At 64.4% G+C, this 24,833-nt stretch carries 21 protein-coding genes; 11 read left to right on the forward strand and 10 right to left on the reverse strand.

Going from position 1 to position 24,833, the window contains the following annotated elements; all coding sequences use genetic code 11:
• Positions 1–31: 31 nt before the first annotated feature.
• Positions 32–1,261: a multiple monosaccharide ABC transporter permease gene (gene mmsB / locus AC4FS2_RS13220; RefSeq protein WP_491156253.1), complete on the reverse strand. Its 1,230-nt coding sequence runs from the start codon at positions 1,259–1,261 to the stop codon at positions 32–34.
• Positions 1,251–2,795, reverse strand: a complete 1,545-nt coding sequence (locus tag AC4FS2_RS13225) for an ATP-binding cassette domain-containing protein (protein ID WP_491156251.1) — start codon at positions 2,793–2,795, stop codon at positions 1,251–1,253. Before AC4FS2_RS13225 ends, mmsB begins: the two co-directional genes overlap by 11 nt.
• Positions 2,796–3,002: 207 nt before the next feature.
• Here AC4FS2_RS13225 and AC4FS2_RS13230 point away from each other — a divergent pair, with 207 nt between their 5' ends.
• The 3 genes from AC4FS2_RS13230 (at position 3,003) to AC4FS2_RS13240 (ending at position 6,278) form a co-directional block, all read left to right on the forward strand.
• Positions 3,003–3,764 carry an SDR family NAD(P)-dependent oxidoreductase gene (locus AC4FS2_RS13230; RefSeq protein WP_491156250.1) on the forward strand — a complete coding sequence of 254 codons (762 nt, stop codon included), beginning with the start codon at positions 3,003–3,005 and terminating at the stop codon, positions 3,762–3,764.
• A gap of 291 nt (positions 3,765–4,055) precedes the next feature.
• Positions 4,056–4,817, forward strand: coding sequence for a hypothetical protein (locus AC4FS2_RS13235; protein WP_491156249.1), 762 nt, complete (start codon positions 4,056–4,058; stop codon positions 4,815–4,817).
• 1,020 nt (positions 4,818–5,837) lie between these two features.
• Entirely contained in the window at positions 5,838–6,278 is a 441-nt protein-coding gene (locus AC4FS2_RS13240) for a hypothetical protein (RefSeq protein WP_491156247.1), read from the forward strand.
• 609 nt (positions 6,279–6,887) lie between these two features.
• Here the strand turns inward: AC4FS2_RS13240 and AC4FS2_RS13245 are convergent.
• The 5 genes from AC4FS2_RS13245 to AC4FS2_RS13265 all read right to left on the reverse strand — a co-directional run bounded on the left by AC4FS2_RS13245 (position 6,888) and on the right by AC4FS2_RS13265 (position 13,120).
• Complete coding sequence (locus AC4FS2_RS13245; RefSeq protein ID WP_491177580.1) at positions 6,888–7,241, reverse strand: hypothetical protein; 354 nt, start codon at positions 7,239–7,241, stop codon at positions 6,888–6,890.
• A 397-nt stretch (positions 7,242–7,638) separates the two neighbouring features.
• A complete protein-coding gene (qcrB, locus tag AC4FS2_RS13250) occupies positions 7,639–9,321 on the reverse strand; it encodes a cytochrome bc1 complex cytochrome b subunit (protein WP_491177582.1) in 1,683 nt (560 codons plus the stop codon).
• Positions 9,311–10,711 carry an NAD(P)/FAD-dependent oxidoreductase gene (locus AC4FS2_RS13255; RefSeq protein WP_491156241.1) on the reverse strand — a complete coding sequence of 467 codons (1,401 nt, stop codon included), beginning with the start codon at positions 10,709–10,711 and terminating at the stop codon, positions 9,311–9,313. The genes qcrB and AC4FS2_RS13255 overlap by 11 nt, the downstream gene beginning before the upstream one ends.
• 212 nt (positions 10,712–10,923) lie before the next feature.
• Positions 10,924–12,654: an FAD-binding protein gene (locus AC4FS2_RS13260; RefSeq protein ID WP_491156239.1), complete on the reverse strand. Its 1,731-nt coding sequence runs from the start codon at positions 12,652–12,654 to the stop codon at positions 10,924–10,926.
• Positions 12,641–13,120 carry a carboxymuconolactone decarboxylase family protein gene (locus AC4FS2_RS13265; RefSeq protein ID WP_491156238.1) on the reverse strand — a complete coding sequence of 160 codons (480 nt, stop codon included), beginning with the start codon at positions 13,118–13,120 and terminating at the stop codon, positions 12,641–12,643. Before AC4FS2_RS13265 ends, AC4FS2_RS13260 begins: the two co-directional genes overlap by 14 nt.
• A 244-nt stretch (positions 13,121–13,364) precedes the next feature.
• Here AC4FS2_RS13265 and pdhA point away from each other — a divergent pair, with 244 nt between their 5' ends.
• From pdhA to sigJ (AC4FS2_RS13290), 5 genes are all read left to right on the forward strand, one after another.
• Positions 13,365–14,471, forward strand: coding sequence for a pyruvate dehydrogenase (acetyl-transferring) E1 component subunit alpha (gene pdhA / locus AC4FS2_RS13270; RefSeq protein WP_491156237.1), 1,107 nt, complete (start codon positions 13,365–13,367; stop codon positions 14,469–14,471).
• Complete coding sequence (locus tag AC4FS2_RS13275; protein ID WP_491156235.1) at positions 14,468–15,478, forward strand: alpha-ketoacid dehydrogenase subunit beta; 1,011 nt, start codon at positions 14,468–14,470, stop codon at positions 15,476–15,478. Before pdhA ends, AC4FS2_RS13275 begins: the two co-directional genes overlap by 4 nt.
• Positions 15,471–16,706 carry a dihydrolipoamide acetyltransferase family protein gene (locus AC4FS2_RS13280; RefSeq protein ID WP_491156233.1) on the forward strand — a complete coding sequence of 412 codons (1,236 nt, stop codon included), beginning with the start codon at positions 15,471–15,473 and terminating at the stop codon, positions 16,704–16,706. Before AC4FS2_RS13275 ends, AC4FS2_RS13280 begins: the two co-directional genes overlap by 8 nt.
• Positions 16,707–16,784: 78 nt before the next feature.
• The gene (sigJ, locus tag AC4FS2_RS13285; protein ID WP_491156232.1) at positions 16,785–17,687 is read left to right on the forward strand and encodes an RNA polymerase sigma factor SigJ; all 903 of its coding nucleotides are present in this window, start codon (positions 16,785–16,787) and stop codon (positions 17,685–17,687) included.
• A gap of 107 nt (positions 17,688–17,794) precedes the next feature.
• Complete coding sequence (sigJ, locus tag AC4FS2_RS13290) at positions 17,795–18,697, forward strand: RNA polymerase sigma factor SigJ (protein ID WP_491156230.1); 903 nt, start codon at positions 17,795–17,797, stop codon at positions 18,695–18,697.
• 82 nt (positions 18,698–18,779) lie between these two features.
• Here sigJ (AC4FS2_RS13290) and AC4FS2_RS13295 read toward each other — a convergent pair whose 3' ends face one another.
• Entirely contained in the window at positions 18,780–19,607 is an 828-nt protein-coding gene (locus AC4FS2_RS13295) for a sigma factor (protein WP_491156228.1), read from the reverse strand.
• A 10-nt stretch (positions 19,608–19,617) separates the two neighbouring features.
• Positions 19,618–20,544 carry a lipocalin-like domain-containing protein gene (locus AC4FS2_RS13300; RefSeq protein WP_491177585.1) on the reverse strand — a complete coding sequence of 309 codons (927 nt, stop codon included), beginning with the start codon at positions 20,542–20,544 and terminating at the stop codon, positions 19,618–19,620.
• A gap of 305 nt (positions 20,545–20,849) precedes the next feature.
• Between AC4FS2_RS13300 and AC4FS2_RS13305 the strand changes: the two genes are divergently transcribed.
• Together AC4FS2_RS13305 and AC4FS2_RS13310 are read left to right on the forward strand one after the other, a co-directional pair.
• Positions 20,850–21,653 carry a thymidylate synthase gene (locus AC4FS2_RS13305; RefSeq protein ID WP_491156776.1) on the forward strand — a complete coding sequence of 268 codons (804 nt, stop codon included), beginning with the start codon at positions 20,850–20,852 and terminating at the stop codon, positions 21,651–21,653.
• Positions 21,650–22,159 carry a dihydrofolate reductase gene (locus tag AC4FS2_RS13310; RefSeq protein ID WP_491156226.1) on the forward strand — a complete coding sequence of 170 codons (510 nt, stop codon included), beginning with the start codon at positions 21,650–21,652 and terminating at the stop codon, positions 22,157–22,159. The genes AC4FS2_RS13305 and AC4FS2_RS13310 overlap by 4 nt, the downstream gene beginning before the upstream one ends.
• A 66-nt stretch (positions 22,160–22,225) precedes the next feature.
• Here the strand turns inward: AC4FS2_RS13310 and AC4FS2_RS13315 are convergent, their stop codons facing one another.
• Positions 22,226–22,801, reverse strand: coding sequence for an NADPH-dependent FMN reductase (locus AC4FS2_RS13315; RefSeq protein WP_491156225.1), 576 nt, complete (start codon positions 22,799–22,801; stop codon positions 22,226–22,228).
• Between the two features lie 694 nt (positions 22,802–23,495).
• On the opposite strand from AC4FS2_RS13315, the gene AC4FS2_RS13320 reads away from it, so the two are divergent.
• Positions 23,496–24,542 carry a DUF2515 family protein gene (locus AC4FS2_RS13320; RefSeq protein ID WP_491177587.1) on the forward strand — a complete coding sequence of 349 codons (1,047 nt, stop codon included), beginning with the start codon at positions 23,496–23,498 and terminating at the stop codon, positions 24,540–24,542.
• The last annotated feature ends 291 nt before the right edge of the window (positions 24,543–24,833 follow it).

Genomic DNA, 24,833 nt, shown 5'->3' on the forward strand with positions numbered 1-24,833 from the left:
CCCTCTCAGGCGAAGTTGGGGAGGAAATCCTTCAGACGGCGCGCGGCACCCGACGACTCTTGTTCCAGATGTCGAACGCCACGAACAGCAGGACGACGATGCCGAGCACGGTCTGCTGCCACTGCGTCCCGAGACCCATGATCGACATGCCGTTGTTGATGATGCCGATCGTGAGGCCCCCGACGAGCGCTCCGGCGATGGAGCCGACACCGCCCTGAACGGCAGCACCGCCCACGAATGCCGCGGCGATGGCTTCCAGCTCGAAGCCCGCACCGGCACCCGAGGTGGCGAGGTTCAGTCGAGCGGTGAGGATGATGCCGGCCAGTGCTGCCAAGACACCCATGTTGACGAAGAGGAAAAAGTCGACGCGACGATCTTTCACGCCGGACAGCTGCGCCGCACGGCGGTTGCTGCCCACCGCGAAGATGTGCCGGCCGATGACCGAACGCGTCATCAGAATTGTGTACCCGGCGGCGAGCACGATGAGGATGAGCAAGACGACGGGAAGGCCGCGAAAACTGGCCAGGGCGTAGGTCACCGCGAGAATCGCGATAGACACGAGGGCCAGCCCGATGATGAATCCGATGAGATTGCCCGCCGGCTCGCCATGCCGGGCCTTGCGGCGCCGGCTCGCGACCTGCCACCACACGATCGTCGCGGCGATCAGGACACCGATGGCCATCGTGACGATGTCGGGACCGGACCCGGAACCGAGATTGATGTACCCGGCGCCCAGGAACACGAAGGGTTCCGGCAGCGAGCCGATGTTGTTACCGCCTATCAGGGCGAGCGTGAGCCCACGGAAGATGAGCATGCCCGCGAGCGTGACGATGAACGACGGCACGCGCGCGAACGCGATCCAATATCCCTGGAACGCGCCGGCAGTGGCGCCGACGACGAGCGCCAGGATGACGGCGAGCCACCAGTCCAGGCGCCACTGCATCATGAGGATCGCCGCGACCGCCCCGGATAGCCCGGCGAGCGAGCCGACCGATAGGTCGATGTGACCGCCGATGATCACCATCACCATTCCGATGGCGAGGATGAGGATGTAACCGTTCTGAGTGACGATGTTTGAGATGTTCTGCTCGCGAAGCAGGATTCCGTCGGTCGAAAACGCGAAGACCGTGATCACGACGATCAGTGCGACAGCCATGCTGTATTTGTTAAGGAAGCGGCCGACGCGCGAGACGAGGTTCGTCGTCCGCACCAATCCGTCCTGGTCCTGCGGCGCAAGGCGGGTGGTGCCACTAGTTGACATGGCGCGTCCTCTCGAGGGTCATCAGCTCCATGAGCTTTTCGGGTGTGGCGTCGTCGATCGGCAGTTCTCCGGTGATCTCGCCCTCGTGCATCGCGATGATGCGGTCGCAGACGCCGAGCAGCTCGGGTAGCTCGGAAGAGATGAACAGAATCGCCTTGCCGCTCGCCGCCAGCTCTTGAATGATCGCGTAGATCTCGAACTTGGCTCCGACGTCGATTCCACGGGTCGGTTCGTCGAGGATCAGCACGCGCGGGTCGGTGTAGATCCACTTGCTCAGCACGACCTTCTGCTGGTTCCCGCCCGAGAGTTGGCCGACCGGCTCGAAGATGGAGGGTGTCTTGATGCGCATCGAAGTCTTGAAACCGTTCGCGGCGTGGATCTCCGCGTCTTCGTCCACCAGGCCGTTGCGCGAGAAGCGCCGCAGGTTCGGCAGGCTGATGTTGCGTACGACATCGTCGTCCAAGTGCAGGCCCAGAGTCTTCCGGTCCTCGGTCGCGTAGGCGAGGCCCGCGCCGATCGCCTTGCTCACGGTGGAGACGTCGCGGACGGAGCCGTCAACGCGCACCTCTCCCGAGATGCCCACGCCGTAGGAGCGACCGAACACGCTGAGCGCGAGCTCGGTGCGGCCCGCGCCCATGAGTCCGCAGATGCCGACGATCTCGCTGGCGCGGACGGTCAGCGACGCGTCGCGCACCTTGAAGCGATCGGGGTCGGCGGGGTCGCGGACGCTCCACGAGTCGATGCTGAAGGCTTCGTCGCCGAGTTCACGCTCGACGCGGTCGGGGAAGAGGTGGTTGATGTCGCGTCCGACCATTCCACGGATGATCCGAGGCTGCGAGATCTCCGCTTTCGTCAGCGTCTCGACGACCGAGCCGTCTCGGATCACGGTGACCCGGTCGGCGATCTCTTCGACCTCGTTGAGCTTGTGGCTGATGATGATGGAGGCGATGCCGCGCTTCTTGAGGTCCGCCACCAGGCCGAGGAGGTGCTCCGACTCCTCCTCGTTGAGCGCCGAGGTCGGCTCGTCGAGGATCAGGATGCGGACGTCCTTGCTAAAAGCCTTGGCGATCTCGACAAGCTGCTGTTTGCCCACACCGAGCTCGGCGACAGGCGTCGACGGCTTCTCGCGGAGACCGACGGTCTTCAGCAGCTCGGCCGCGCGTCGATGTGTCTCCTCCCAGTCGATCAGCCCGAACGCACCCTTGACCTCATTGCCGAGATAGATGTTCTCGGCGATGGACATGTTGTCGGTAAGGGCGAGTTCCTGGTGGATGATGACGATGCCGAGCCGCTCGCTCTGGGCGATGCCCGCCATTTCGACCGGCTGCCCATCGAGGAGGATCTGCCCGTCGTAGCTGCCGTGCGGGTACACACCGCTGAGCACCTTCATCAAGGTGGACTTGCCGGCACCGTTCTCGCCGCAGATCGCCAAGACCTCGTTCGCGCGGAGATCGATCGTGACGTCGCTCAACGCCTTGATGCCGGAGAAGTCCTTGGTGATGCCGCGCATCTCGAGGAGGCTGGAAGGCTCCATTGCCGCCGTTCTTTCGGGTCTGACCGGTGCTCTCGGTCAGCCGAGTGTGCACCTGTAGTGAACTGACATCGCTTACTGAACCCGGCTCGCCCCGTGTTGTCAAGTCCGCGGCGGGGGAGCTGTGTGTTGTGAGTGAACAGTGTGGCAGGATGTTTACGGCGTTCGTCGCTCCCGACGAGCCGAGTGGCAGAGGTCGAGGAGGACCACATGAGCGCAACTACGCGCACCGCCGTCGTCACAGGCGCGGCGGGAGGAATTGGACGTGCAATCGCCACGGCGTTCGCACGTCATGGCGTAAGGGTCGTCGTCGCCGACATTCGCCAGGACGCGGCCGAACGCACCGCGGCGGAGATCGCGGCCGAAGTTGGGTCCGAGCTCGTAGGCATCTCGGTCGATGTAACCGATTCCACCTCGGTAAAGGCGCTCGTCGCCGCCACCGTCGAGCGATTCGGCAGAGTGGATCATCTCGTGAACTGTGCGGGAATGTCGCTGGACGGGGCGTCCGCCGAGCAGCCTGACGATGTGTGGAAGCGAGTGGTCGATCTGAACCTGACCGGCACCTTCTATGGATGTCGAGAGTTCGCGCCCGAGCTCTTCAAGACGAAGGGCACGATCGTCAACATTTCCTCGATCACCGCCTTCGCGGCACCCCGGCCGGAGGTGCACGCCAGTTACGACGCGACTAAGGCCGCTATCGTCGCACTGTCGCGCACCCTCGGAGTCGAGTGGGCCTCCCGCGGCGTCCGGGTGAACGCGGTGGCCCCCGGTTACACGAACACCGAGCTGCTCAAAGACGTCGGGGCGAGTGATCCCGAGATCATGAGCACCTGGATCTCGCAGACGCCGCAGGGTCACCTCATGGAGCCCTCGGACATCGCCGAGGTCGTAGTCTTCCTGTCTTCGCCGGCTTCTCGCGCCATCACCGCGCAGACGGTCGTCGCGGACGGCGGATATCTCGCCGCTAAGTGACACTGATACCCGGGCGAACGTCCGACGGAGCGCTGGCCCCTTTTCGGGCCAGCGCTTCGTCGTATCCGGATCAACTCTGGCCGCGCGCGCAGCGAGCCCATCATCGACAGCACCTCGACGGCGGAAATGATCGGCGTGCCCCGGCTCGCGCTGGCCCCCTCGCCGCCCTGTTCCCCTCGGCGGCCGATTACAGACCACACTCCTCGCGCCGCCGACGAGGTGTGGTTGAAGTAGAGGTGCGGACGTTCGCTGTGGAAGGAGAACGAGTCGCGCACCGGAGACCGGGTCAACGTGCAGGCCCGGACAGCACATAAGGAGCAAGGAATCACCGCGGGCGCGGCCACCAGCTACACCCACGACTCCCGTAACCGCCTCACCCTGGCCCAAGAAGAATCCGGGTCGACGACGACAGCGTCGTGGGCGTACACCTATGACAACAACAGCAACCGGACGCAGCAGATCCGAGCTGGTGCCACCGGTGCCACCGCGGGAACCATCGACTACACGTACGACGCGGCCAACCAAATCACCGCGGCTACCGGACAAACCACCACCTGGACCTACGACGCCGCCGAGAACCAGACCCGCAACGGCCTCACCGGCACCACAGGAACGTTCGGAGACCGCGGCCAGCTGACCGCGCTCGGCAGCAACAACAGAACCTACTTCGGCACCGGAAACACCGACCGCCTTTCCCAAGGCAGCGTCACGTTTAACAGCGGCGCCCTCGGCCTCATGCAACGCACCAGCGGGACCACCGTCGACAACTACGTCCGCACACCCGCCGGGGACGCCGTAGGCGTCCTAGGCGGGTCAGACGACTCCCACAAGTACTACATCCACGACCACCTCGGCTCCGTCGTCGGTATCTTCACCGAAACAGGCACCTACGCGGGTGGCTACTCCTACACCCCCTACGGCGAAGCCCGCACAACCGACACCAACACCGCCGTGTACTCGGACCTCTTCGAAGCCGACCTCGACGCCGTCTCGAGTGCGCTCGACCGCGCCGCCGAGAATGCTGGCATCCGAGGAATATTCAGCGAGGACTGAGCAGGCCGACAGCTCCACGCGTGGTGCCGTTCGACGCGTTCCGCGACCGGGTTTACGCAATCCTTACGCAAACAGCCGTCCTACGAGAAAGCTATGGCCCGTGACCCCAGTGTTTCCAAGGGATCTTGGGCCAAATAGCTGCGCGGAGACAGAGGGATTCGAACTGACGTGACCGCGTTCCGAATCTCGTCGAGGGCGGCGGCCTCACACAGAGTTCCAATGCCGTAACAACTCAGGCCGCAACGCCACCCAAACCATGCTGACAAGCCGCCCTGTGAAGTCCACGGTGATCATGGCCGAGGCCCGCCCATGCGAGGTCACTACAAGGCCGGCCTGACCGTTCACAGAACGCTCCACGACGGAGGCTCCCGGTTGAGCCGCCATGCCATGAATCAGCAGTCCGGTCGCGTCTCGGGGTCCTCGCGCGGTCAGCATTCCGGGGTTTGCTCCCGCATCGGAAACGACCACGACAGCCACATCGGCGTGAAGAAGGGATTCGAGCCGCGGAGCGTCGCCTTCCTGTGCCGCGACCCGTAGGCTGCGCACGGCGCTGTAGTGCACCGGCCGAGCGAACCATTCCCAAAAGGTGTCCCAGCGGGAGGACGCGCGAGCGCGTTGACGCACACTGTCACGTCTGCTGATGACCGACATCTTGCACCTCCGCCCGTCGGCGCGACGGGGATCTCCTAGCTGGGTCCGGTTCGCCCCGCGGTTGAATGGGGTCTCTAGTTAGGACCGCAAACACCGCTCATTTGTGAGGGAATCAAAGCCCGCCCCGCGAGCGTTAGGCGGACCTCCTCGCGACGTCGCAGCCACCGCCGGTCCGTACGGGAGGCTGCAACGGAGCAGGGAATCCTCGGTCGGGGCCTGTGCCTCACCCTGCGGGCAGCATCTCCGCAGGTCCCCAGCGACATGTGCCTTCAGCCAGCGCAGTGCACCGATGCCAGACTCCGGTGCGACCGAACAGATCAAACGGCCGTCCGCCCTCACAGTCCGGCCGGCGAGGCTGTCTTGATAGATATGGACAATACTTCTCGACGAGTGGTCCTGGCCCTCACCATCCTCATCGGCCTTTACGTGGGTCTGTGGGCGCAGTTTTTCCCGCACGCGTTCTACACGTCGTTCCCCGGATTCGGGCTCACCTGGATCAGGCTCGACGGCGCCGAAAACGAGCACCTCATCCGGGACATCGGAAGTTTCTACCTGGCCCTGACCGCGATCAGTATGGCGGGATTCCTGTCCAAGACGGCGACGGTCGGACGCGTCGCCGGACTCGGCTGGGCGGTGTTCGGAGTACTGCACCTGGCTTACCACGTAAGCCACATCATCGGCGGACCGGTCGATGTCGTCGGAACAGCGCTCAGCCTCGGAGTGAGTGCCATCCTCGGTGTCCTTCTGGTCTTGCCTGTACGCACACCTCGCCCTAGGAGAACCGGCTCCGGAGAAGAAAGCGCACGATGAAGTTCGCGTTCGCGGGGCAACGGTGCCGCGAGGCGTCACGTCGTCGCCGGCACGACAGGCCGGCCACACGCCTCCGGTACTCACCCGCCGTACTGGCCTCGACTTGATGCGCGTAGCTGAGGGGCGCGAACGTCGGTCACTATCGGTCGTCGACCGCGACGGCGACGGCGCCGGCGTCGGCGAGAGCACCGCGCCCGCTTCCGCTCCCGAGTAAAGACCCCACGCGCTCCTGGTCCCCTCAGAGGAACGGTTAGATGGGGCAACGAATGCGCACACGGATTTGTCCCCGAACGTAAGCATGGTTCCGCTGTCCCCGCGGGGGGGCGATGGGATCGAGCACGTTCATAAGCATGATGTGGTCTCTCCCGGGCGCGAGCTCCCGTGCCGTCGTTCCCACGCATGACCCTCCTAGCGCCGCAACGCGAATCCCGGAAGCCTCTGCCGGCGACAGGCCGGTGTTCAACGGATTGGGGTGGGGCGCGGCGTCGCCGACGGTGAACCGCACGACACCCGGCATCGGCGTCCCGTAGGCCGAGATAACGCTCCAGCGCCGCTCGCACCGGCCCTCGGGAAACCCGGCCGCACATCGCCTTACCTGCTACAAACTGGTCAGGTTCTCTGCAGCGCGAACGTGATGATCCACCCGTCTCGCGATAGGTCGAGCAATGAATAGTGGGCTCTCATGTCGGGGACCCACCCCGTGGAGCGTAGGGGGTCCAATCTGACGTACTCGGGCCTGAGCCGTGCGCCGCGGCCGTCGGCGTCGAGAACAGCCTGCACCTTCGTCCAGTGCCGCAACAACGAATCGACGTTGTCCTCGTCGAACAGGTGCGAATGCAATTGCATCTCGGCCACCGCGCCCTCATCGGGATAAGGGTCGCGTAGGTCTAGTCCGAGCCGGACGCCGGGTTCCACGAGAGCAACTACCGTTGCGGCTCCGAAGTGCACGGTGCGCATCTTCAAGGGAATCCTCGTATGGGCGATCTCGGCAAAGGATTGCTGCTCAGACCCAAAGCCCGCAGGCGCTTCTCGCAGAACGCCGACCGCCTGCCTCTCCACGCCGAATCGCACCGCTACAAGCTCTCTGGCGAGGGTGCGATGCCGGTCCCAGGCCGACGCCCGCGGGTCGGCACCGAGCCGAGCCTCGATCCCGGCCGGGGTCTCAAGGCGAACTGAATTCATTGCAAACCTCCTGGTCGTGGTCGGGCATTCGGACGTGTCTCCGCCGCCTCTGGCGTGGCGGGTCACTCCCAGAGCGTTCGCGATGGAGCCCCTCTCGCAACCTCGAGCGACGGCGAGCACGGCCGAACCGACAACCCGCCACAGGGGTGTCCGCACTTCGGCAAACCCCGTCGCGCGGTCACCCCTTATGTGATCTGGTAAAACTCAAACGGTTACGGCGATGCTTCCCTGCAGCGGCACGAACCCCATTCTGGGGATGCTCCGCCACACTCGGCCTCTCCTTGATCGCGTGATTCTTTGGGGGCATATCGATCCGGTCCGCGAAAAACCAGCCCGCCAACTTTCCTCGGGCGCGTTCCAGCAGAGTGAGCTGCCCCGCGTCGTTGGGCCTCGCATCGGCAGCGAGGGTGTGCGAGTGCGCAGTCAGTCGCTCCTGCTCGTCGTCGTCAACGGAGTTGTGCACCTCCACGTACTCGCCTCCAGGAAGCCGAACGATACGCCCGGTCTCGTAGCCGTGCAGAACAAGATCCCGATCCTTCTTCTGAAGAGCGAGACACACGCGCCTCGTCAGAACAAAGGCGAACACAGGTCCGAGGATTAAAGTGATTTGGAGCGTCATGATGACCGACTCCAAGCTCAGACGGAACACCAGCGCGAGAATGTCGGCGCTGGCCGCCACCCAGAGGACACCGTAGAAGACGATCCCGGCAACGCCCAGACCTGTGCGGGAGGCGACGTTTCGCGGGCGGTCCAGGATGTGATGCTCTGCCTTGTCGCGAGAGATCCACCCCTCAATGAACGGATAGGCGACAACGGAGAGAAGGAACAGCCCGATAACACCCAACGGCGCCAAGACCGCTAGCGACCACGTGCGATCGAGCCGCACGAACTCCCACCCGGGGGGAACGAGCCGGAGGGCGCCGTCGAGAAATCCGGTGTACCAGTCCGGCTGGCTTCCCGCCGAGACGTTGCCGGGATCTGCGGGCCCATACAACCAGATCGGGCTGACCGTGACGGTGGCAGCGATCAGGACCAGGATGCCGGCAACCATCGAAAACAGACCGCCGGCGCGAGCGACGGCGACCGGGAAGAGAGGCACCCCCACGACGTTGTCCTCCCGACGCCCTCTCCTGGCGAACTGCGGCGGCTTGATGCGATAAGCCGCCCACGCGCGGGCAGCGACGAGCACGACGGCACCGGCGGGAATCACAAGAATGTGGATCACGTACAGGTTCTCCACGATGGTGCCGGGGAACTCGCCGCCGAACAACAACATCGACAACCAGGTGCCGACGAGGGGGATGCCGAGCATGATGCCCTGAACGATGCGAAGGCCTGAGCCGGACAGCATGTCATCGGGCAGCGCGTACCCGCTCCAGCCGCCGGCGAGCGCGATGACGAACAACAGGAACAGCAGTACCCAGCTCGTCCGACGTGGACGGCGGAACGCGCCGGTGAAGAAACTGACGAGCATCTGCAGCATGATCGAAGCAGGAACGAGGAGCGCCGCCCAATGGTGCAGCTGCCGGATCAGGAGGCCACCGGGAACTTCGAAGGACAGCCGCATCACTGAGACGAACGCTCCTGAGGCCTCAACGCCCTGCAAGGGCGCGTACGGTCCGCGATAGGGGACAGGTTCGCTCGACGGCACGTAGACGATCATCAGTAGAACGCCGGTGAGGAACAGCACCGCGATGCTCGCCAGAGTGATGACGCCGAAAAGGTTGGTCCAGTGCAGAGGGACCCTTCGACCACGCAACTCGGCTGCGACCGCAGCGTACCTCCGTCCGAACGGCGTACGCTCCCGGAGGTATTGCGACGCCGTCGCCGTGAATGGCTTGGCGCGACGATTAACCGGCACGACGCGCCTCTGGCGGGGTCGCGTTCGCCGCGGTGGCCACTCCTGCTGTCGTGGTCGGTTCCGCGACGTGCGACGAGGGAAGCGGCAGTGCCGCCAGGAATGCCGCCCGGGGCTGCTGGACCGACTGCAAGGAGATGATGTCGCGGCCGAACAGGAACGCCACCACCCACAGCACCAGCACTCGTGCCTTCCGTTGCCACGTGGGCACGGCGAGTACGTGGTAGCCGCGATGCATGAGCCACGCCAGGACCCCCTTGATGACGATGCTGCGGTACTGGAAGATCCCGTGTCCGAGCCCCAGCGTTGCGATCGTTCCCGCGCTGTGGTGGAGGTAATTCCTCGGGACCTCGCCCTTCATCACGGCCGCGAGATTCTTGGCCAGGAGCTTGCCTTGGCGTACGGCGTGCTGGGCGTTGGGTACTGTTCGGGCTCCGTTGACGGCGACAGCAAGGTCGGGTACAGCGGCATTGTCGCCAGCGGCCCATGCGTCCTCGACGAAGGCTTCGCTCGTACCAATGCGCAAGTCCGGTCTCGTCAGGAGGAGCCCGCGCGCATCGACCGGCAAATCGGTGTTCGTAGCAACCACGGGATTCGCCGCGTTGCCAGCCGCCCAGACGAGGACATTGGTGAAGTACTCCTCGCCCGTGGACAGGACGACTCGGCCACCCCGCGCCGACACCATCTGTGTGTTGAGGTGGACGTGGGCACCGCGTCGGGTGAGGTGTTCGACAACCCAGCGGCCGGGCTGCTCGGTCACCTCGGGCAGAATGCGGCCGCTCGCTTCGATGAGGTGGAAGGCCAGGTCGGAGAACTTCAGCTCGGCATAAGACTTCAGCAGGGAAGAAGCCAAGGAGAGCATCTCCCCGAAAACCTCCACGCCGGAGAAGCCGCCCCCGACGACCGTGAACGTCAGCAGACGACGGCGCTCCGGTCCATCCGGAAGCCAGGCTGCCTGCTCGAACGCGGTGAGGAGCTGGTCGCGGACCGCGACGGCCTCTTCCACGGTCTTCAATCCGATCGCGTGTTCCGCGATGCCCTCGATGGGGAATGTTCGGGTGACCGCCCCTGCGGTTACGACGACGATGTCGTAGTCCAGCGTTCGGGTCGAGCCGTCGGGCATTTCCGCGAGTACTCGCTTGTCCGCGTGGGTGATGGAAACCACCCGCCCGGGGACCACGGACGTGCGGCGGAGGTTGCTCCGAAGGGAAACAGCCACATGTCGGGGCTCCACCGACCCCGCGACGACCTCCGGTAGGAACGGCTGGTAGGTCATATATGGCCGCGGCTCGACGATGGTGATCTGCGCGCGCTTCGCGTTCACCTTCTTCTCGAGGTGCCAGGCGGCGTAGAAACCGGCGTAGCCTCCACCGACGATGAGAATTCTTTGCATGGCTCCTCCGTGTTGCTCTCACTGTTAAGACCGGGCAGCTTGCTGAAATGTGATCGCCGATGCTCTGCTGAGGAGGTGTCCGCAAGGGAAGGGCGCCGGGCGACTCTCCCCCTCCCCCGCAGGCGCGACAAGCAGCTCCTCACGGCCGGGCTGGCGTGGACAGCACCGGCGCGAGCAAGCGTTGAACGGTCGAGAAGGAGTGCTGGTCTTCCCTACTCGACGAGCTTCCCGTCGGCCGAAACCTCTGTGATCAGCGCCTGCACCTCCGGCGCTACGGGCGGGATCCGCTCGTGTTCGACGGTGTCGTCGGGTGACCACACCAGGTTGACCGTGAGCTTCGGGTCCATTTCGGGATAGTCGCTGCGATTGTGTGCGCCGCGCGTCTCCCGCCGTTCGAGTGCTGCGCGCATGGTCGCTCTTGCGGCGATGGCTGCGGCGCGTAGGTCGAAGTAGTGGGCGAGGGCCTGGAAGCCGGCCACGTCCGGGTGCACGCCGATGTCGGTGAATCGGGTCTCGGTGTCGCTCAACTCTTCAAGACCGACCAGAAGACCTGCTTCGCTCCGAACGACTCCCGCGTGGGTGGTCATCGTGTTCCGGATGGCGCGCTGAAGCACACGGACGTTCTCGGCGCCGTCTGAGCGAAGAGCGGTTCGGATCTCTTGCCGGGCTTCGTCGACGGCGTCGGTTGAGCGCGTCTGTGCGGCGAGCCCGGCGCTGTAGTTTGCGGCGGCTTCGCCGACGATGCGGCCGAAGACGAGCAGTTCGATGAGGGAGTTCCCTCCGAGGCGGTTTGCCCCGTGCAGGCCGCTGGATGCTTCGCCAATGGCGTAGAGACCGGCGACATCGGTCGAATGGTCTTCGGGACGTACCCACACACCGCCCATTGAGTAGTGCGCGGTGGGTGCGATTTCCATGGGTGTCGTCGTGACGTCGAGCATCTGCAGTTCGAGCATGGTCGAGTACACGCGAGGGAGTTTGGTCATGATGGTCTCGCGGGGCAGATGGGACACATCCAGCAAGACACCGCCCTTCTCGGTCCCGCGACCTTCTGCGATCTCTGTATACGCCGCCAGTGCTACGCGGTCGCGAGTCGACAGCTCCATACGCTCAGGGTCGTAGCGGGCCATGAACCGTTCCCCGTGAGCGTTGCGGAGTAGTCCCCCTTCGCCCCGGGCCGCCTCGCTGATGAGAGTCCCGGCCGCGCCTTCCGGCTCGATGATGCCGCTGGGATGGAACTGTACGAGCTCGGGATCCCTGATACGTCCACCGGCGAGGGTCGCAAGCCGGAACGAATCGCCGGTGTTCTCGTCGCGACGAGACGATGTCCGTCGCCAGATCCGGTTGTGGCCGCCCGCTGCCAGGATCACAGCGTCGGCATGGATCAGCACGCATTCTCCGCTGGAGGTGTTGAACCCGTAAGCGCCGAAGACCACGTTGTCCTTCACGAGGAGACGGGTGATGTAGACGTCGTCCATGACAGGTACGTCGAGTTCTTCCGCGCGTTTGATGAGAGTGCGCTGAATCTCCAGCCCGGTGTAGTCCCCTGCGAAGGCGGTGCGACGGTAGGTGTGCGCCCCGAAGAAGCGCTGGCTGATGCGCCCGTCCGCCTCACGAGCGAACGGCATGCCGTACCGTTCGAGATCCTCGATCCCCCGCTGTGCATTCTTTGTCACGATTTCCGCGGTGTGTGGATTCGCGAGGAAGTAGCTCTCTTTGATGGTGTCCGCTGCGTGCTGCTGCCAACTGTCATCTTCATCCATCGTGGCGAGGGCGGCGTTGATGCCGCCGGCAGCGAGCGAGGTGTGCGCGTCCTGTTTCGGTCGCTTGCCGACCGCGAGGACGTCTACGCGCCGCTCGGCGAGTTCGATGGCAGCACGGAGGCCGGAGCCCCCGGTTCCGATCACCAGAACTGTGGTGGAGATGCGACGTTCAGTCGGTTGCATGAGCGGTTCCTTCCGACGCCGGGCCTACTCGGAAGTGGCTGCTGATGGCGACCCGATTCGCGGAATTGATGGCGACGGCAACCCAGGTGGCCGCGGAGATCTGGTGGTCGGTAAGAACCGTGCCCACGTCGATGCCCCGGTCGACCTGCCACGGGGGCGTGCCGATGTGCGTGACCTGCTCGGCAATCTGCAGTGCCGCCTGTTCCTGCGGCGTGAAGTACTGCGACTCCCACCACGCCGCCAACACGGCCAGACGATCCTGGGTTTCGCCGAGTTTGACGGCGTCTTTGACATGGAGCCGCAGGCAGTACGCGCATCCGTTGATCTGTGAGGCACGGATCTTCACGAGTTCGACGAGCATCGCATCGAGCCCGGACTCCTTCGCGGCAGCTGCCGCGCGGGCGTTCAACTCCGTCATGGCCTGATAAGCGGCCGGATGCACCTTGCCCATATGCACTTGAGACATCGATCGTCCTCTCGTTTCCGGGCACGTCAGGTGCCCACATGGAAGACCACGTGCACGGCAGGTTTGTGAGGTTGTGCGGGACTCGGTAACCCGCACCTCACATGCGGAGCGGCCGCGTGGTCCTGATGGGTAAGCGCGTGTCGCGCAGAAGCGCGAATCGGCCAACTCGGAGATCCCGAGCACAGCGTTCACGTCTTCACGAGCGCGCCATGCGAGGCCGCCGCGCCTCGCCGAAAGGACCCGCATGCCCGAGAAGACGAACGCAGCTCGTCAGTCTGCTTCCGCGAAACGGAAAGCCGCCGGTCTCGCCGACCCAGGAATGCCTGTGCGCTTCTACCGGAAGATGGTGCTGATCCGTCGGTTCGAGGAGCGCGCTGCCCGGGCGTACTCGGAGGCGAAGATCGGCGGGTACTGCCACCTGAACCTCGGCGAGGAGGCGACAGTCGTAGGCATCGTGGCTGCCGTCGGCGCCGAGGACTACATCTATACGAACTACCGGGATCACGGCTACGCGCTCGCTCGGGGGATCAGCCCCGGCCGTGTCATGGCCGAACTGTACGGACGGAAGGACGGAGTGTCCAAGGGCTGGGGAGGGTCCATGCACCTTTTCGATGCGGCCTCCCGCTTCATGGGGGGTTACGGAATCGTCGGCGGCCAGGTGCCGCTCGCAACCGGTACCGCCCTGGCCGTGGCGTACCGCGGCGGCCCGGAAGCGGTGGTGTGCCTCATGGGGGACGGGACGACGAATATCGGCGCCTTCCACGAGTCGTTGAACATCGCGGCTTTGTGGTCGCTGCCTGTGGTCTACATCGTCAACAACAACGGCCTTGGCATGGGCACCACGGTGGCGCAGTCGTCGGCCGAACCCGAGCTCCACAAACGCGCGTCGTCTTACCGGATGGCTTCGGCCATCGTGGACGGCGAAGATCCTGCCGCGGTGTACGAGGCGGCCCTAGCCGCTCTCGACAGCGCACGGAACGGCAAGCCATACCTCCTGGAGACGACCACCAAGCGCCTCAAAGGCCACTCTGTCGTCGACCCGGCTCGCTACCGCAGCCGAGACGAGGCGAGCGCCCTGATCGCCGCCGATCCGGTGAGGAAGTATGCGCAGAAGCTGAAAGACCACGGCCTGCTCACGGACGAGACGATGGCGGAGATCGACGCGGAGGCGATGGCTTCCGTCGCAGAAGCTGTGCGGTACGCGGAGGCGAGCCCGCACCCGGAGATCTCGTCGCTGTTTGACTACACCTACGCGACGGCGGTTCCCAACGACTCACGTCGACTCCCCGGCCAGGCTCTCTACCCGGCGGCGCCCCGGCCGGCCGCGACACTCAGGGAGGTACCCGCATGAGCGTCATCAGCTATCGGCAGGCAATTCACGATGCTCTGAGGGAGGAGATGCTGCGTGATCCGAGTGTCTTCCTCATTGGTGAGGAGATCGGAATCTTCGAAGGCTCGTACAAGATCACGGCGGGAATGCTCGAAGAGTTCGGTCCGCGACGGGTGCGAGACGCCCCCATCGCTGAGGAGGGTTTCACCGGCGCGGCGATCGGGGCCGCGGTGGTGGGACTGCGCCCCGTGGTCGAGATCATGACCATCAACTTCTCACTGCTGGCCCTGGACCAGATCGTCAACCACGCGGCCAAGATCTATGGGATGTTCGGCGGGCAAGCGGCGGTTCCCATGGTGATCCGCACACCGGGGGGCGGCGGGCAACAGCTGGGAGCTACTCACTCACAGAACATCGAGCTGTACTACGCGTTCGTCCCGGGGATGAAGGTGGTTGCGCCGTCGACCCCTGCTGATGCGAAGGCGCTCATGGTCGCCGCGATACGCGACGACGATCCCGTGCTCGTCCTCGAGAACCTCTCTCTCTACAACACCACCGGCGAGGTCCCCGATATCACTAAACCGGTTGAGATCGGTCGCGCCGTAGTGGCCCAGGAGGGACGAGACGTCACCGTGGTGGCGTACTCCCGGATGGCCGTCATCGCCCGCCAAGCAGCCGCCCGGCTCGCCGAGGAGGGCATCGAGGTCGAAGTGATCGACCTCCGCAGTCTTCGCCCGCTGGACCGAGAGACCATCATCGCGTCAGTGAAGAAAACCCACTGTGCCGTCGTGTTGGAGGACGACTGGCTGACCTACGGCATCGGCGCAGAAATCGCGGCGACCATCTCTGATGGCGCCTTCGACTGGCTCGACGCCCCCGTGCGTCGAGTTGCGATGGCGGAGGTGCCGATGCCCTACGCGAAGTCGCTCGAGACTGCAGCACTCCCCTCGATCGACGACGCCATCATCGCGATCCTCGAAACCCTCGATTCCGTGGCTCGCCGGACCAGGAAGGACGACCATGATTGACATCCTCATGCCGCGGCTGTCAGACACCATGACCGAAGGCGCCATCGCCGCATGGCGAAAGAAGCCCGGCGACATGGTGAAGCCCGGCGACATCCTCGTGGAGATCGAGACGGATAAGGCTCTCATGGAGCAGGAAGCCTACGACGCGGGCACCCTCGTCGAGATCCTCGTCCCAGAGGGCCAGAACGTCGAGATCGGTACCCCCATCGCACGCCTCGACAACGGCCAGAACAACAACCAACCCGAGAGCGGATCCCGCGGAGCCGCTCCGCCTCCCACCGGCGGCGGGACCGCGGCGGTGAACCGGACGAGCGCAGAGACCACGTCAACGCCACGTGCACGGGAACACGATCCAGAGGATCGCCAAGCCGCTACGCCGCTGGTGCGACGGCTCGCCCGAGAACGCGGGATCGATCTGCACACCGTGTCGGGGAGCGGCCCCGCAGGCCGCATCGTGCGCGCTGATCTTCCAGGAGCAGCAGCGCCGGCCACCGACGTGTCCTCGATCCTCGAAGCCACCAGGGATCGTCGCGAACCGACGCGAGTGCCGTTCGACGCGGTTCGCCAGGCAGTCGCTGCGCGGCTGACGGCGAGCGGCTCAGACATCCCGACGTTCACCGCGACGGCATCCGCGGATGTGGACCACCTCTTGTCGCTGAGGGCGGAGATCAACTCGGCTCATTCGGAGGTAGGTGTCAAAGTCAGCGTGAACGATCTTCTCCTGCGCGCGGCCGCCGTGGCCTTGCGCCTCAACCCTGCCGTGAACGCGTCATACGACCCCGAAGGTGACGGGCACACGCTCCTGCACGCTCGTGTGAATGTGGGGTTCGCGGTGGCCTCACCGGCGGGGCTCATTGTGCCAGTGGTACACAACGCGGATCGCGTCTCGGTCAGCGCAATCGCCATCACCGCCCGCACACTCGTGTCCAGGGCGAGCGAGCGGAAGCTGACGTTCGCAGACATGAGCGACGGAACCTTCACCATCAGCAATCTCGGGATGTTCGGCATCGACCATTTCACCGCCCTCATCAACCCGCCGCAAGGTGCGATCCTCGCGGTGGGAGCCGTCCGGGACGAGCTGGCTCTCGAGAACGGACGAGTGGAGAGTCGCAAACGGCTCACCTTCACGCTCACGGCCGACCACCGCATCATCGACGGAGCCGACGCGGCCCGTTTCCTTGCCACACTCTCGTCTCTGCTCGAAGATCCGCTGCGCGTGATCAGCTGAGGCATCAGACAAGCGCTGTGGGGTTGCACCTCACATTTCTTCCGCTTGCTCGGTCAATTAGGTGACAGGAGGCTCACGATGGCCGGCAACGAGCACGACGGCGGGGACTACGACGTGTGGGACGAGCGTCGCCGATTGGTGTCGCTTGCTTTCCGGATGCTGGGCACAGTAGCGGACGCAGAAGACGCCGTGCAGGAGACTTACATTCGTTGGTATCGAATGAGTGAGTCCGAACGCGACGCCATAATCGTGCCACGGGCCTGGCTCACTCGAGCGACAAGCAGGATTTGTCTCAACGTCCTCGCCTCCGCAAGACACCGTCGGGAGACGTACGTCGGCGAGTGGCTTCCAGAGCCCGTCCCCGCGTTGGCTCTGGCGTCACCCGCGGCGGGGGCGGAGGACCCTCTCGAACGAGTGACTTTGGACGAGTCCATAAGCACCGCGCTGCTCGTCGTACTGGAAGCCATGACCCCCGCGGAGCGCGTCGCGTTCGTCCTGCACGATGTGTTCGCAATGACATTCGACGAGATCGCTGAGATCGTCGGTCGAACTCCGGCTGCGTGTAGGCAGCTAGCTATGTCCGCTCGGGGGCGCGTCCAGAAAAGTCGTAACCGTAGAGCGACGCACAGCGAACACGAAAGAGTTGTGAAGGCTTTCGCGGCAGCAGCCCGCGCGGGCGACATCGCCGGTCTCGTCGCCGTGCTCGATCCTCAAGTCGTCCTCCGCTCCGATGGAGGCGGCATCGTGACCGCCGCTTTGAACCCCATCATGGGGAGCAACAAGGTCGCTCGCTTCGTCCTGGGCGTGTTGAGCAAACACCCCTACGCGTCGGTCGTGGAGCAGGTCACGCCCGACGGGACGGGCTTCGCCCTGCGGGAGAACGGGCGAGTCTTCGGGGTCGTGACCCTGGACGTATTGAATGGTCTGGTAAGTGACGTACGGATGATGATGAACCCGCACAAGCTCACCATGTGGGCCTGACGATCGCGTCACGGCATCGCGTCTACGGCCATCGGTACGCTGGGGCGAGCGATTCGGACCAGTATCGTGCTCTGCCCCCGCACCAATGAACCCCGCGAGAGTGATGGATGCCTCCCGACGCACGTGTGGGCCCGACGGCGGTGGAGAGGGAACGCCCACGTTTGCTCGCTATAGCGTTCCGTATGCTCGGCACGGCGGCCGATGCGGAAGACGCCGTTCAGGACACCTACGTGCGTTGGTACCGCATGCGCGCGGAGGAGCGCGACTCCGTCGTCACGCCGGCCGCGTGGCTCACGCGCGCCGTCAGCCGCGTTTGCCTGAACGTTCTGACATCCGCTCGTCACAACCGCGAGCTCTACACCGGACCGTGGCTACCGGAGCCCGTTCCCGTAGGCGCCTTCGAGCCGACACTTACTTCAGAGCTTTCCGATCCGCTCGAGCGGGTCACTCTGGATGACTCCGTCAGTACCGCACTCCTCCTTCTCCTCGAATCGATGACCCCAGCCGAGCGGGTGTCGTTCGTCCTACACGACGTCTTCGCGGTCCCGTTCGACGAGATCGCCGCGATCGTCGGTCGCACGCCGGCCGGTTGCCGGCAACTGGCCACAGCAGCCCGCCGTCGCGTGAGGGACGGCCGGGGTCAGCCTGTCACCCGAGAGGAGCATGACAGGGTGGTTCGCGCCTTCGCTGACGCCGCGCGGGAAGGGGATTTGGCCGCCCTGCTCGCCGTCCTGGACCCTCGCGTGGAGGTGCGATCGGACGGCGGCGGTCACGTCACGGCCGCGCGCCGACCGATTTCCGGCGCCGACAAGGTCGCTCGGTTCCTCCTTGGTGTGATTCGCAAGTACCCATCGATCACCGTTGAAGACGTGGAAACGGCGGATCGCCTCGGCTTCGCACTGCGCCGCGACGGCCGCGTCGTCGGTGTTGCGACGTTGAATGTCACGGGGCGGACGGTTTCGGCGGTTCGTCTCGTGATGAACCCCTACAAGCTGTCGTTGTGGAACTGACTGCACACAGGCGAACAACCCAGTCAGGTCCTGGTCGTTTTCAACGGTATTCTCACGCGCGCCCGCCCCTTCAAGGCCGGCGTCAGCAAAGGTCCTCGTGCGCACCCTGTAGCTGAATCGCCGCAATTGCTTGGTGGCGGACGGCGACTGACACCGCTGCGATGATACGGCCGTCGTCCCAAAGCGCGAGCCCAAGACCTATGGGACTGTCCTGCGGGAGGACCGCCACGGCCGGACATCTCTCCAGAGAAGACAGAATGTACAACGACGCGTCCGCGGCACTGAGCACTCGCCTCCGCGTCTGCTTCGTGTTCCCGTCGCAGCTCGGCTCAAGTCGGACATGCGGATCCATAACGGCGAGAAGCGCCGCTTTGTCGCGGTTGTGGGCCGCCGACGCGAAAACCGTCACGACATCGTCATGCTGCGCGCGCTCGGTTCGCTGCGTGCGGCTTTCCGTCTTCCGGCGACGAGCGGCGTCGGTGATGCGCTGGCACACAGCCGGCGAGTGGTCCAGGATCTCGGCCATCTGCTCGAACGTCATGTTCAGCGCGTCGAGCACCAGGGAGACGCGTTCTGCTGGGGTCATCGCTTCCGTCACCTCGAAGCGCGTCTCCTCATCATCGGTGTGACGAGACTTGGGCAACCAGGCCTCCGAGTGGTGCGCGCTCTCTCGGTCTGCGTTCGTGAGTTTGCTCAGACAAGCACGAGATACGGCTCGAGTCAGCCATGTTCGGGGTGTCTCGACCGCGTCTTGTTCATCTGCCGTCAGGTAATACCAGCTGATGTAAGACTCCTGCACGGCGTCCTCAGCACCGGTCACGGATCCCAGCATCCGAAAGGCTAGTGATGCGAGGTGGCGTCTTTCCTCCTGCATTGCGGAGTGCTGTTCATTGAATTCGTCCGGCGTCATTGCTGTCTACTCAGCGGACTCGGACCGCGGATTTGCCGTCCGTCCTGGCATGGCCGAAATACATGACTTCCCAGATGGCCTCGTCGGTGAAGGTTTCGGCGAGTCGGTTCCCCGACCATCGTTCAACAGTGAGATCACCGACAAAACGAAGGTATGCGCCGTCGAACCGCATCAGCCGGGCGGCGAGCTTGCGCCACCCGTCCATCTGCTCGACGAAGGTCGCAGCGACGAGGTCGCGTCGTCTCGCGAAGGTGACGACGTACCGGTCGGCGCCGTCGTCGTAGGTATATCGCGTGACGTTGGCAACCGGCTTTCCAGTCCTCGGGTCGATGTACGCGTCGGAGGCGCGAAATCGGACGAACTCCGCACCGTCCGCGACGATGTGACCGTCCTTGGCAAGCATAAAGATGGGAATCCCGTCGAAGTCGAAATCTTCATGAGCAGTGATGTACGACGCGATGACGGAGTACGGTCCGGCCTTGCCGCGGGCCCAATACCAGTCATTGATGATCTTCGTCATGCCGACATTGCCCCAGTTGTGGTCGTGGTAGCCAACCCCCGTCACCTCAGTGCGGATACCCGCCACCTCGTAGTACCCACGAACCGTTCCCTCCGGAACTGCGGGCAACCAGGAGAATTCCCGGTCTCGCTTCTCGCCGAACACGAGGTATCCCGTTTCCGGGCGCCACGGGCGGATCGTCGCGTCCAGAGCCACGCGAACGACGACGTCGTCCAGCTCCACATCGATCTCGTAATGCGAGAGATCACCGACGAAGCGGTTCTCCGCGATACGCACATCCGCGCCCTCCGCGGATGCTGAGAACACGCCGGCCGGGAAGCTCCGGATGAAGCTTCGGCTGCGTCCGTCAGGCAGATCGAGATTCAATCGAATCATCGGCGATAGCGGCTTACCCGGCGTCGACAGATCCTTCGTCATGAAGATCGCGACGAGCTTCGCACCGTTGTCGAGGTGCGCATCGAAGTACCACCACTCGTAGGTCCCTCTGCGTCCGTCCGTGCGTGCTCCGTCTTCTCTCGCCACGATCCGGTCCCGGTCGATTCCGATGCGTCGATAATCGCGCTCGAGGCCCGCGATGCTTGCGGTGTGCATGGTGCTCACGATGACTCCCATCACGGCTGTGTCGGCGCCGCTCACAATAAGGACCAGGACGCGCGCCGCATTGTGAGGCGGCTAAGTCGCGTGGTCGCGAGGATGCCGGTGGGTACGCTAACCGGGTGGCCATGAGCATCCCGACCCCCTACGAAGACCTCCTGCGTGAGGTGATGTCCACCGGCACACCGAAGGGCGACCGCACGGGAACGGGCACGACGAGCGTGTTCGGCCGACAAATGCGGTTTAACCTCGCGCAGGGGTTTCCCCTGATCACGACCAAGCGCGTCCACTTTGCGTCGGTGGCCTACGAACTCCTCTGGTTTCTCCGGGGCGAGTCCAACGTTCGCTGGCTGCAAGAGCACGGCGTATCCATCTGGAACGAGTGGGCCGATGCGGACGGCGAGCTCGGTCCCGTCTACGGCGTCCAATGGCGCTCGTGGCCCACTCCGTCAGGCGAGAGCATCGACCAGATAGCGAACGTCGTCGTTCAGATCAAAAGCAACCCCGACAGCCGCCGGCACATCGTGACCGCCTGGAACCCCGCTGATGTAGACGCGATGGCACTCCCGCCGTGTCACGCCTTCTTTCAGTTCTACGTCGCGGACGGCAAACTGAGCTGTCAGCTCTACCAGCGCAGCGCGGACATGTTTCTCGGTGTGCCGTTCAACATCGCCTCCTACGCGCTGCTGACGTTGATGGTGGCACAGCAGACGAATCTGGAGCCGGGCGATTTCGTTTGGACCGGCGGCGACTGCCACATCTACGACAACCACCGCCTCCAGGTTCAGGAGCAGCTCTCACGTGCTCCCTTCCCTTACCCGCGGATGAAGCTGCGCCGGGATCCGTCCACCTTGTTCGACTACACCTTTGACGATTTCGAACTGCAGGACTACCAGCACCACGCGGCCATCCGGGCTGCGGTGGCGGTGTGACAACCACGTTGCGGGCCATCTGGGCACAATCGCGCTCGCGCGTCATCGGAGCCGACGGCGGACTCCCCTGGTACTTACCGGAGGATTTGGCGTACTTCAAGCGAGTCACCGCAACGGAGCCGGTGGTCATGGGCCGTCGCACCTGGCAGTCGCTTCCGGATCGCTATCGTCCGCTTCCGAACCGCCCTAACATCGTCGTCTCCCGAGACGTCTCATTCCGCGCCTCCGGCGCCACCGTGGTTCACTCCCTCGACGCTGCGCTGGAAAGCGCCGCGGCGCTGAGCCCTGACACCTGGGTCATCGGCGGTGGCACTCTTTACGCCGGCGCCTTGAGCCGGCTCCGTGAAGTGCACGTGACCGAGGTGGACGTCGAGGTCGACGGCGACGTGCTGGCCCCCGAACTGAGCGCGGAGTGGACTCGACTTCTCGTCGACCCGGGCGAGCGCGAATGGCATACCAGCCGGACCGGGACGCGGTACCGCTTCGTCATATACGTCCGTCGCTGATGCGCGAAGGTGTCGTGGAGCGACGCCCAGGTTCGATCAGCGCCCGTTCCCCTCGGGAGAGCGGATCTACCTCGCGAGAACGGCAGGAGCATCCGCGTAGCGGTCGACCAGCGCGTCGAATGCGTGAAGATATCCCACCAGGAACTCGGCTGTACCCTCGCTGGTCACCTCGCCCTCGTCGGTAAACATTCCCGGCAAGGACTGGATGTACCCCTCAGGCTGACCGAGCGTGGGCGCGTTCAGGTGGCTGAGGATCGCCTTCAGGTGCTGTTGCGCTGCGGCGGTGCTGACGGATCCAGCAGAGGTGCCGATGACGGCCGTTGGCTTGCCACTCAGCGAGCTCTGGCCCACCGGTCGCGCGATCCAGTCGAGGGCGTTCTTGAGTACTCCCGGAATTGACCGGCTGTACTCCGGGGTCACGATGATGACGCCGTCAACGTAGTCGATGGCCTGCTTGAACTCTCGGGCGACCTGCGGGATGTCGGCGTCGAAGTCCTGCGAGTAAAAAGGAAGGTCCCTGATGGGGATCTCGACGAGATACATGCCCTCCGGGGCGATCCTTCGCAGTGCCCTCGCGAGACGGCGGTTGATAGAGGTGGAGGAGATACTGCCGACGATGTATCCGATGGTGCGAACAGTCATTATTCAGCCCTTCTGGCACTGGCGGTACCGCAGTGACGGTCACTGCAGGCGCATCAATACTGACCAGGCGACCAGTGGCGTTGTGAGGCCGCGCCGCTCCACGGATTCTGCTCGTACGCGGTTGTCGTTCTACTGAAAGGAATTGGTCTTGCCAGCTTCCCCCGCTCCTAGCCGGCCGAGTTACCTCCGATGCGGGAGGTCCGCTTAGACGGTGTCATGGCGGGCGCCAATGGTCGCCTGAGTTTTACCCGGCGCGGTACCCGTGGCTACACGAGTCGGAGACGACGGTCGGTCCTATCTGCCGCTCGGACAGGATGACCACCCCACCCGGCCAAGCACGGATCGCTGGAAGCATCAGGCGTGGGGATCGCCGGCATCCGATCATGGACGCCTTTCCGCAGCACTCCCGGTTCGCGGCATCACAGTCAAGGCCTGATTGCGGTCAACGTGATGAGAGGTTTCACCTTCATCACGGTCGGGAGACACACATGACGAATTCGGGTAGAGCGCGCTACCACACCTGCGGCAGTCGCAGCATAATCCGAGGTACCAGGCGATGGCCGGGTTCAGCTTTTCTCAATCAGTGAGGGTACGCCGCTCATCCCCCCTGCCCCGGTACGAGCCGCCGAGGGTTCCTGAGGAGGCGCGCGGCCCCGAGCCGACCGGAACCATACCCGTGAAGAACGTCAGGTCGATGGCGGAGGGAGACTTCGGCGGCGGTCGGCTTCTTCTGGTACTCGATCAGATCCAGCGGCAGGGCCCTCCTCGCACGGTCGCCGGCTGGAGGGCCTTGGCCGAACGGCTCTTGGTGGACGAACGCTGTGCTGTTGACCGCAACCGACAGATCTCGTCGTACTACGCCTGGGCCTACATGGCTCTGCCCAGTTCCTTCAAGTGGGCGGGGATGGCCGCGATCGCTTCGCACCACGTCCGCGTCGCCCTTGTTCCGCTACACATCGAGACCGCCCTCGGAGGCACATATGGTCACATGCGCATCATGAAGAGATGTCGGGTGCTCACGACGGACGTGAATACCCTCCGGGCGACGAACAACGACATCTTTGACGATCTGTTCTGGGTCCACCTCGCGTACGTCACCTCGGAGGACGGGATCCAACTGCTCCGCGCCCTGCTGCGGAACGAGCGTCACTATGCGCCTGTACTGGCCGGATTCGAAGCACTTGACCAGGGCCGCCGGGTACTGGAGAACGCAACAGCGTCGCCTGCGGCTCGAGTAAGAGCACAGGCTCTTATCTGGAAGGGCACTCTCCTCCTTCTCGAGCACGAGCAGCGCTTCGTCGTGCAACCCCACTTCGATCGCCTCTCCGGCAGGTACGCCCGGGTCGTCTCAATCGGGTCGACGACGACGTTCGATTCGCGTGGACTGGGCCGGGCCATCAAGTTCTTCACATCGTTCTTCGTCTACACCCTCCTTCGCAAGAACCCACGCGGCCTCGACGGACGACTGTGCCCGCTCATCACCAACTACGACGACCGGTGGCGTTGGCTCGAGTCGAGCGTGGTGCCCCGGTTCCAACGCGTCGATACTGATCCGCACGTGATCCGGGCCATCCTGCGACGCATCCTCGACCAGGACCGCCAGCACCTTCCTTCCCCGTGTGGCACCTCGATCAGGAGAACGTCCACCGACTCACGTTCAACGGAGCCGTCATCGAAGCCGGTACTGTCTCCTGCCGCGTCGCCCGCCCTCTCCCCCTTGCCCTTGGCCGCTGAAGGATGAGTTGGTACTCCCTGCGGGGTCACCTGGGGGTCACTCGCGCTCAAGCGCTACTCAAAGGCGCGGCTCAGAGGGTGTTTTCAGCAGGAGGACGCCACCCTTCCGAAGCCATGCAGGGTGGTGCTCTCCCGGGGTCACCTGGGGGGTCACCTGAGATCGAATCCGCCGCCCCCGGTTGCCCATGGCGGCGGTCTTTCCAATCAGGAAAAATACGCTCACCAGGGCTTTATCTCGCGGAGACGGAGGGATTCGAACCCTCGGTCCCCGTAAGGGGACTCCACCTTAGCAGGGTGC

It is taken from the genome of Microbacterium sp. Z10_103, assembly GCF_058310455.1.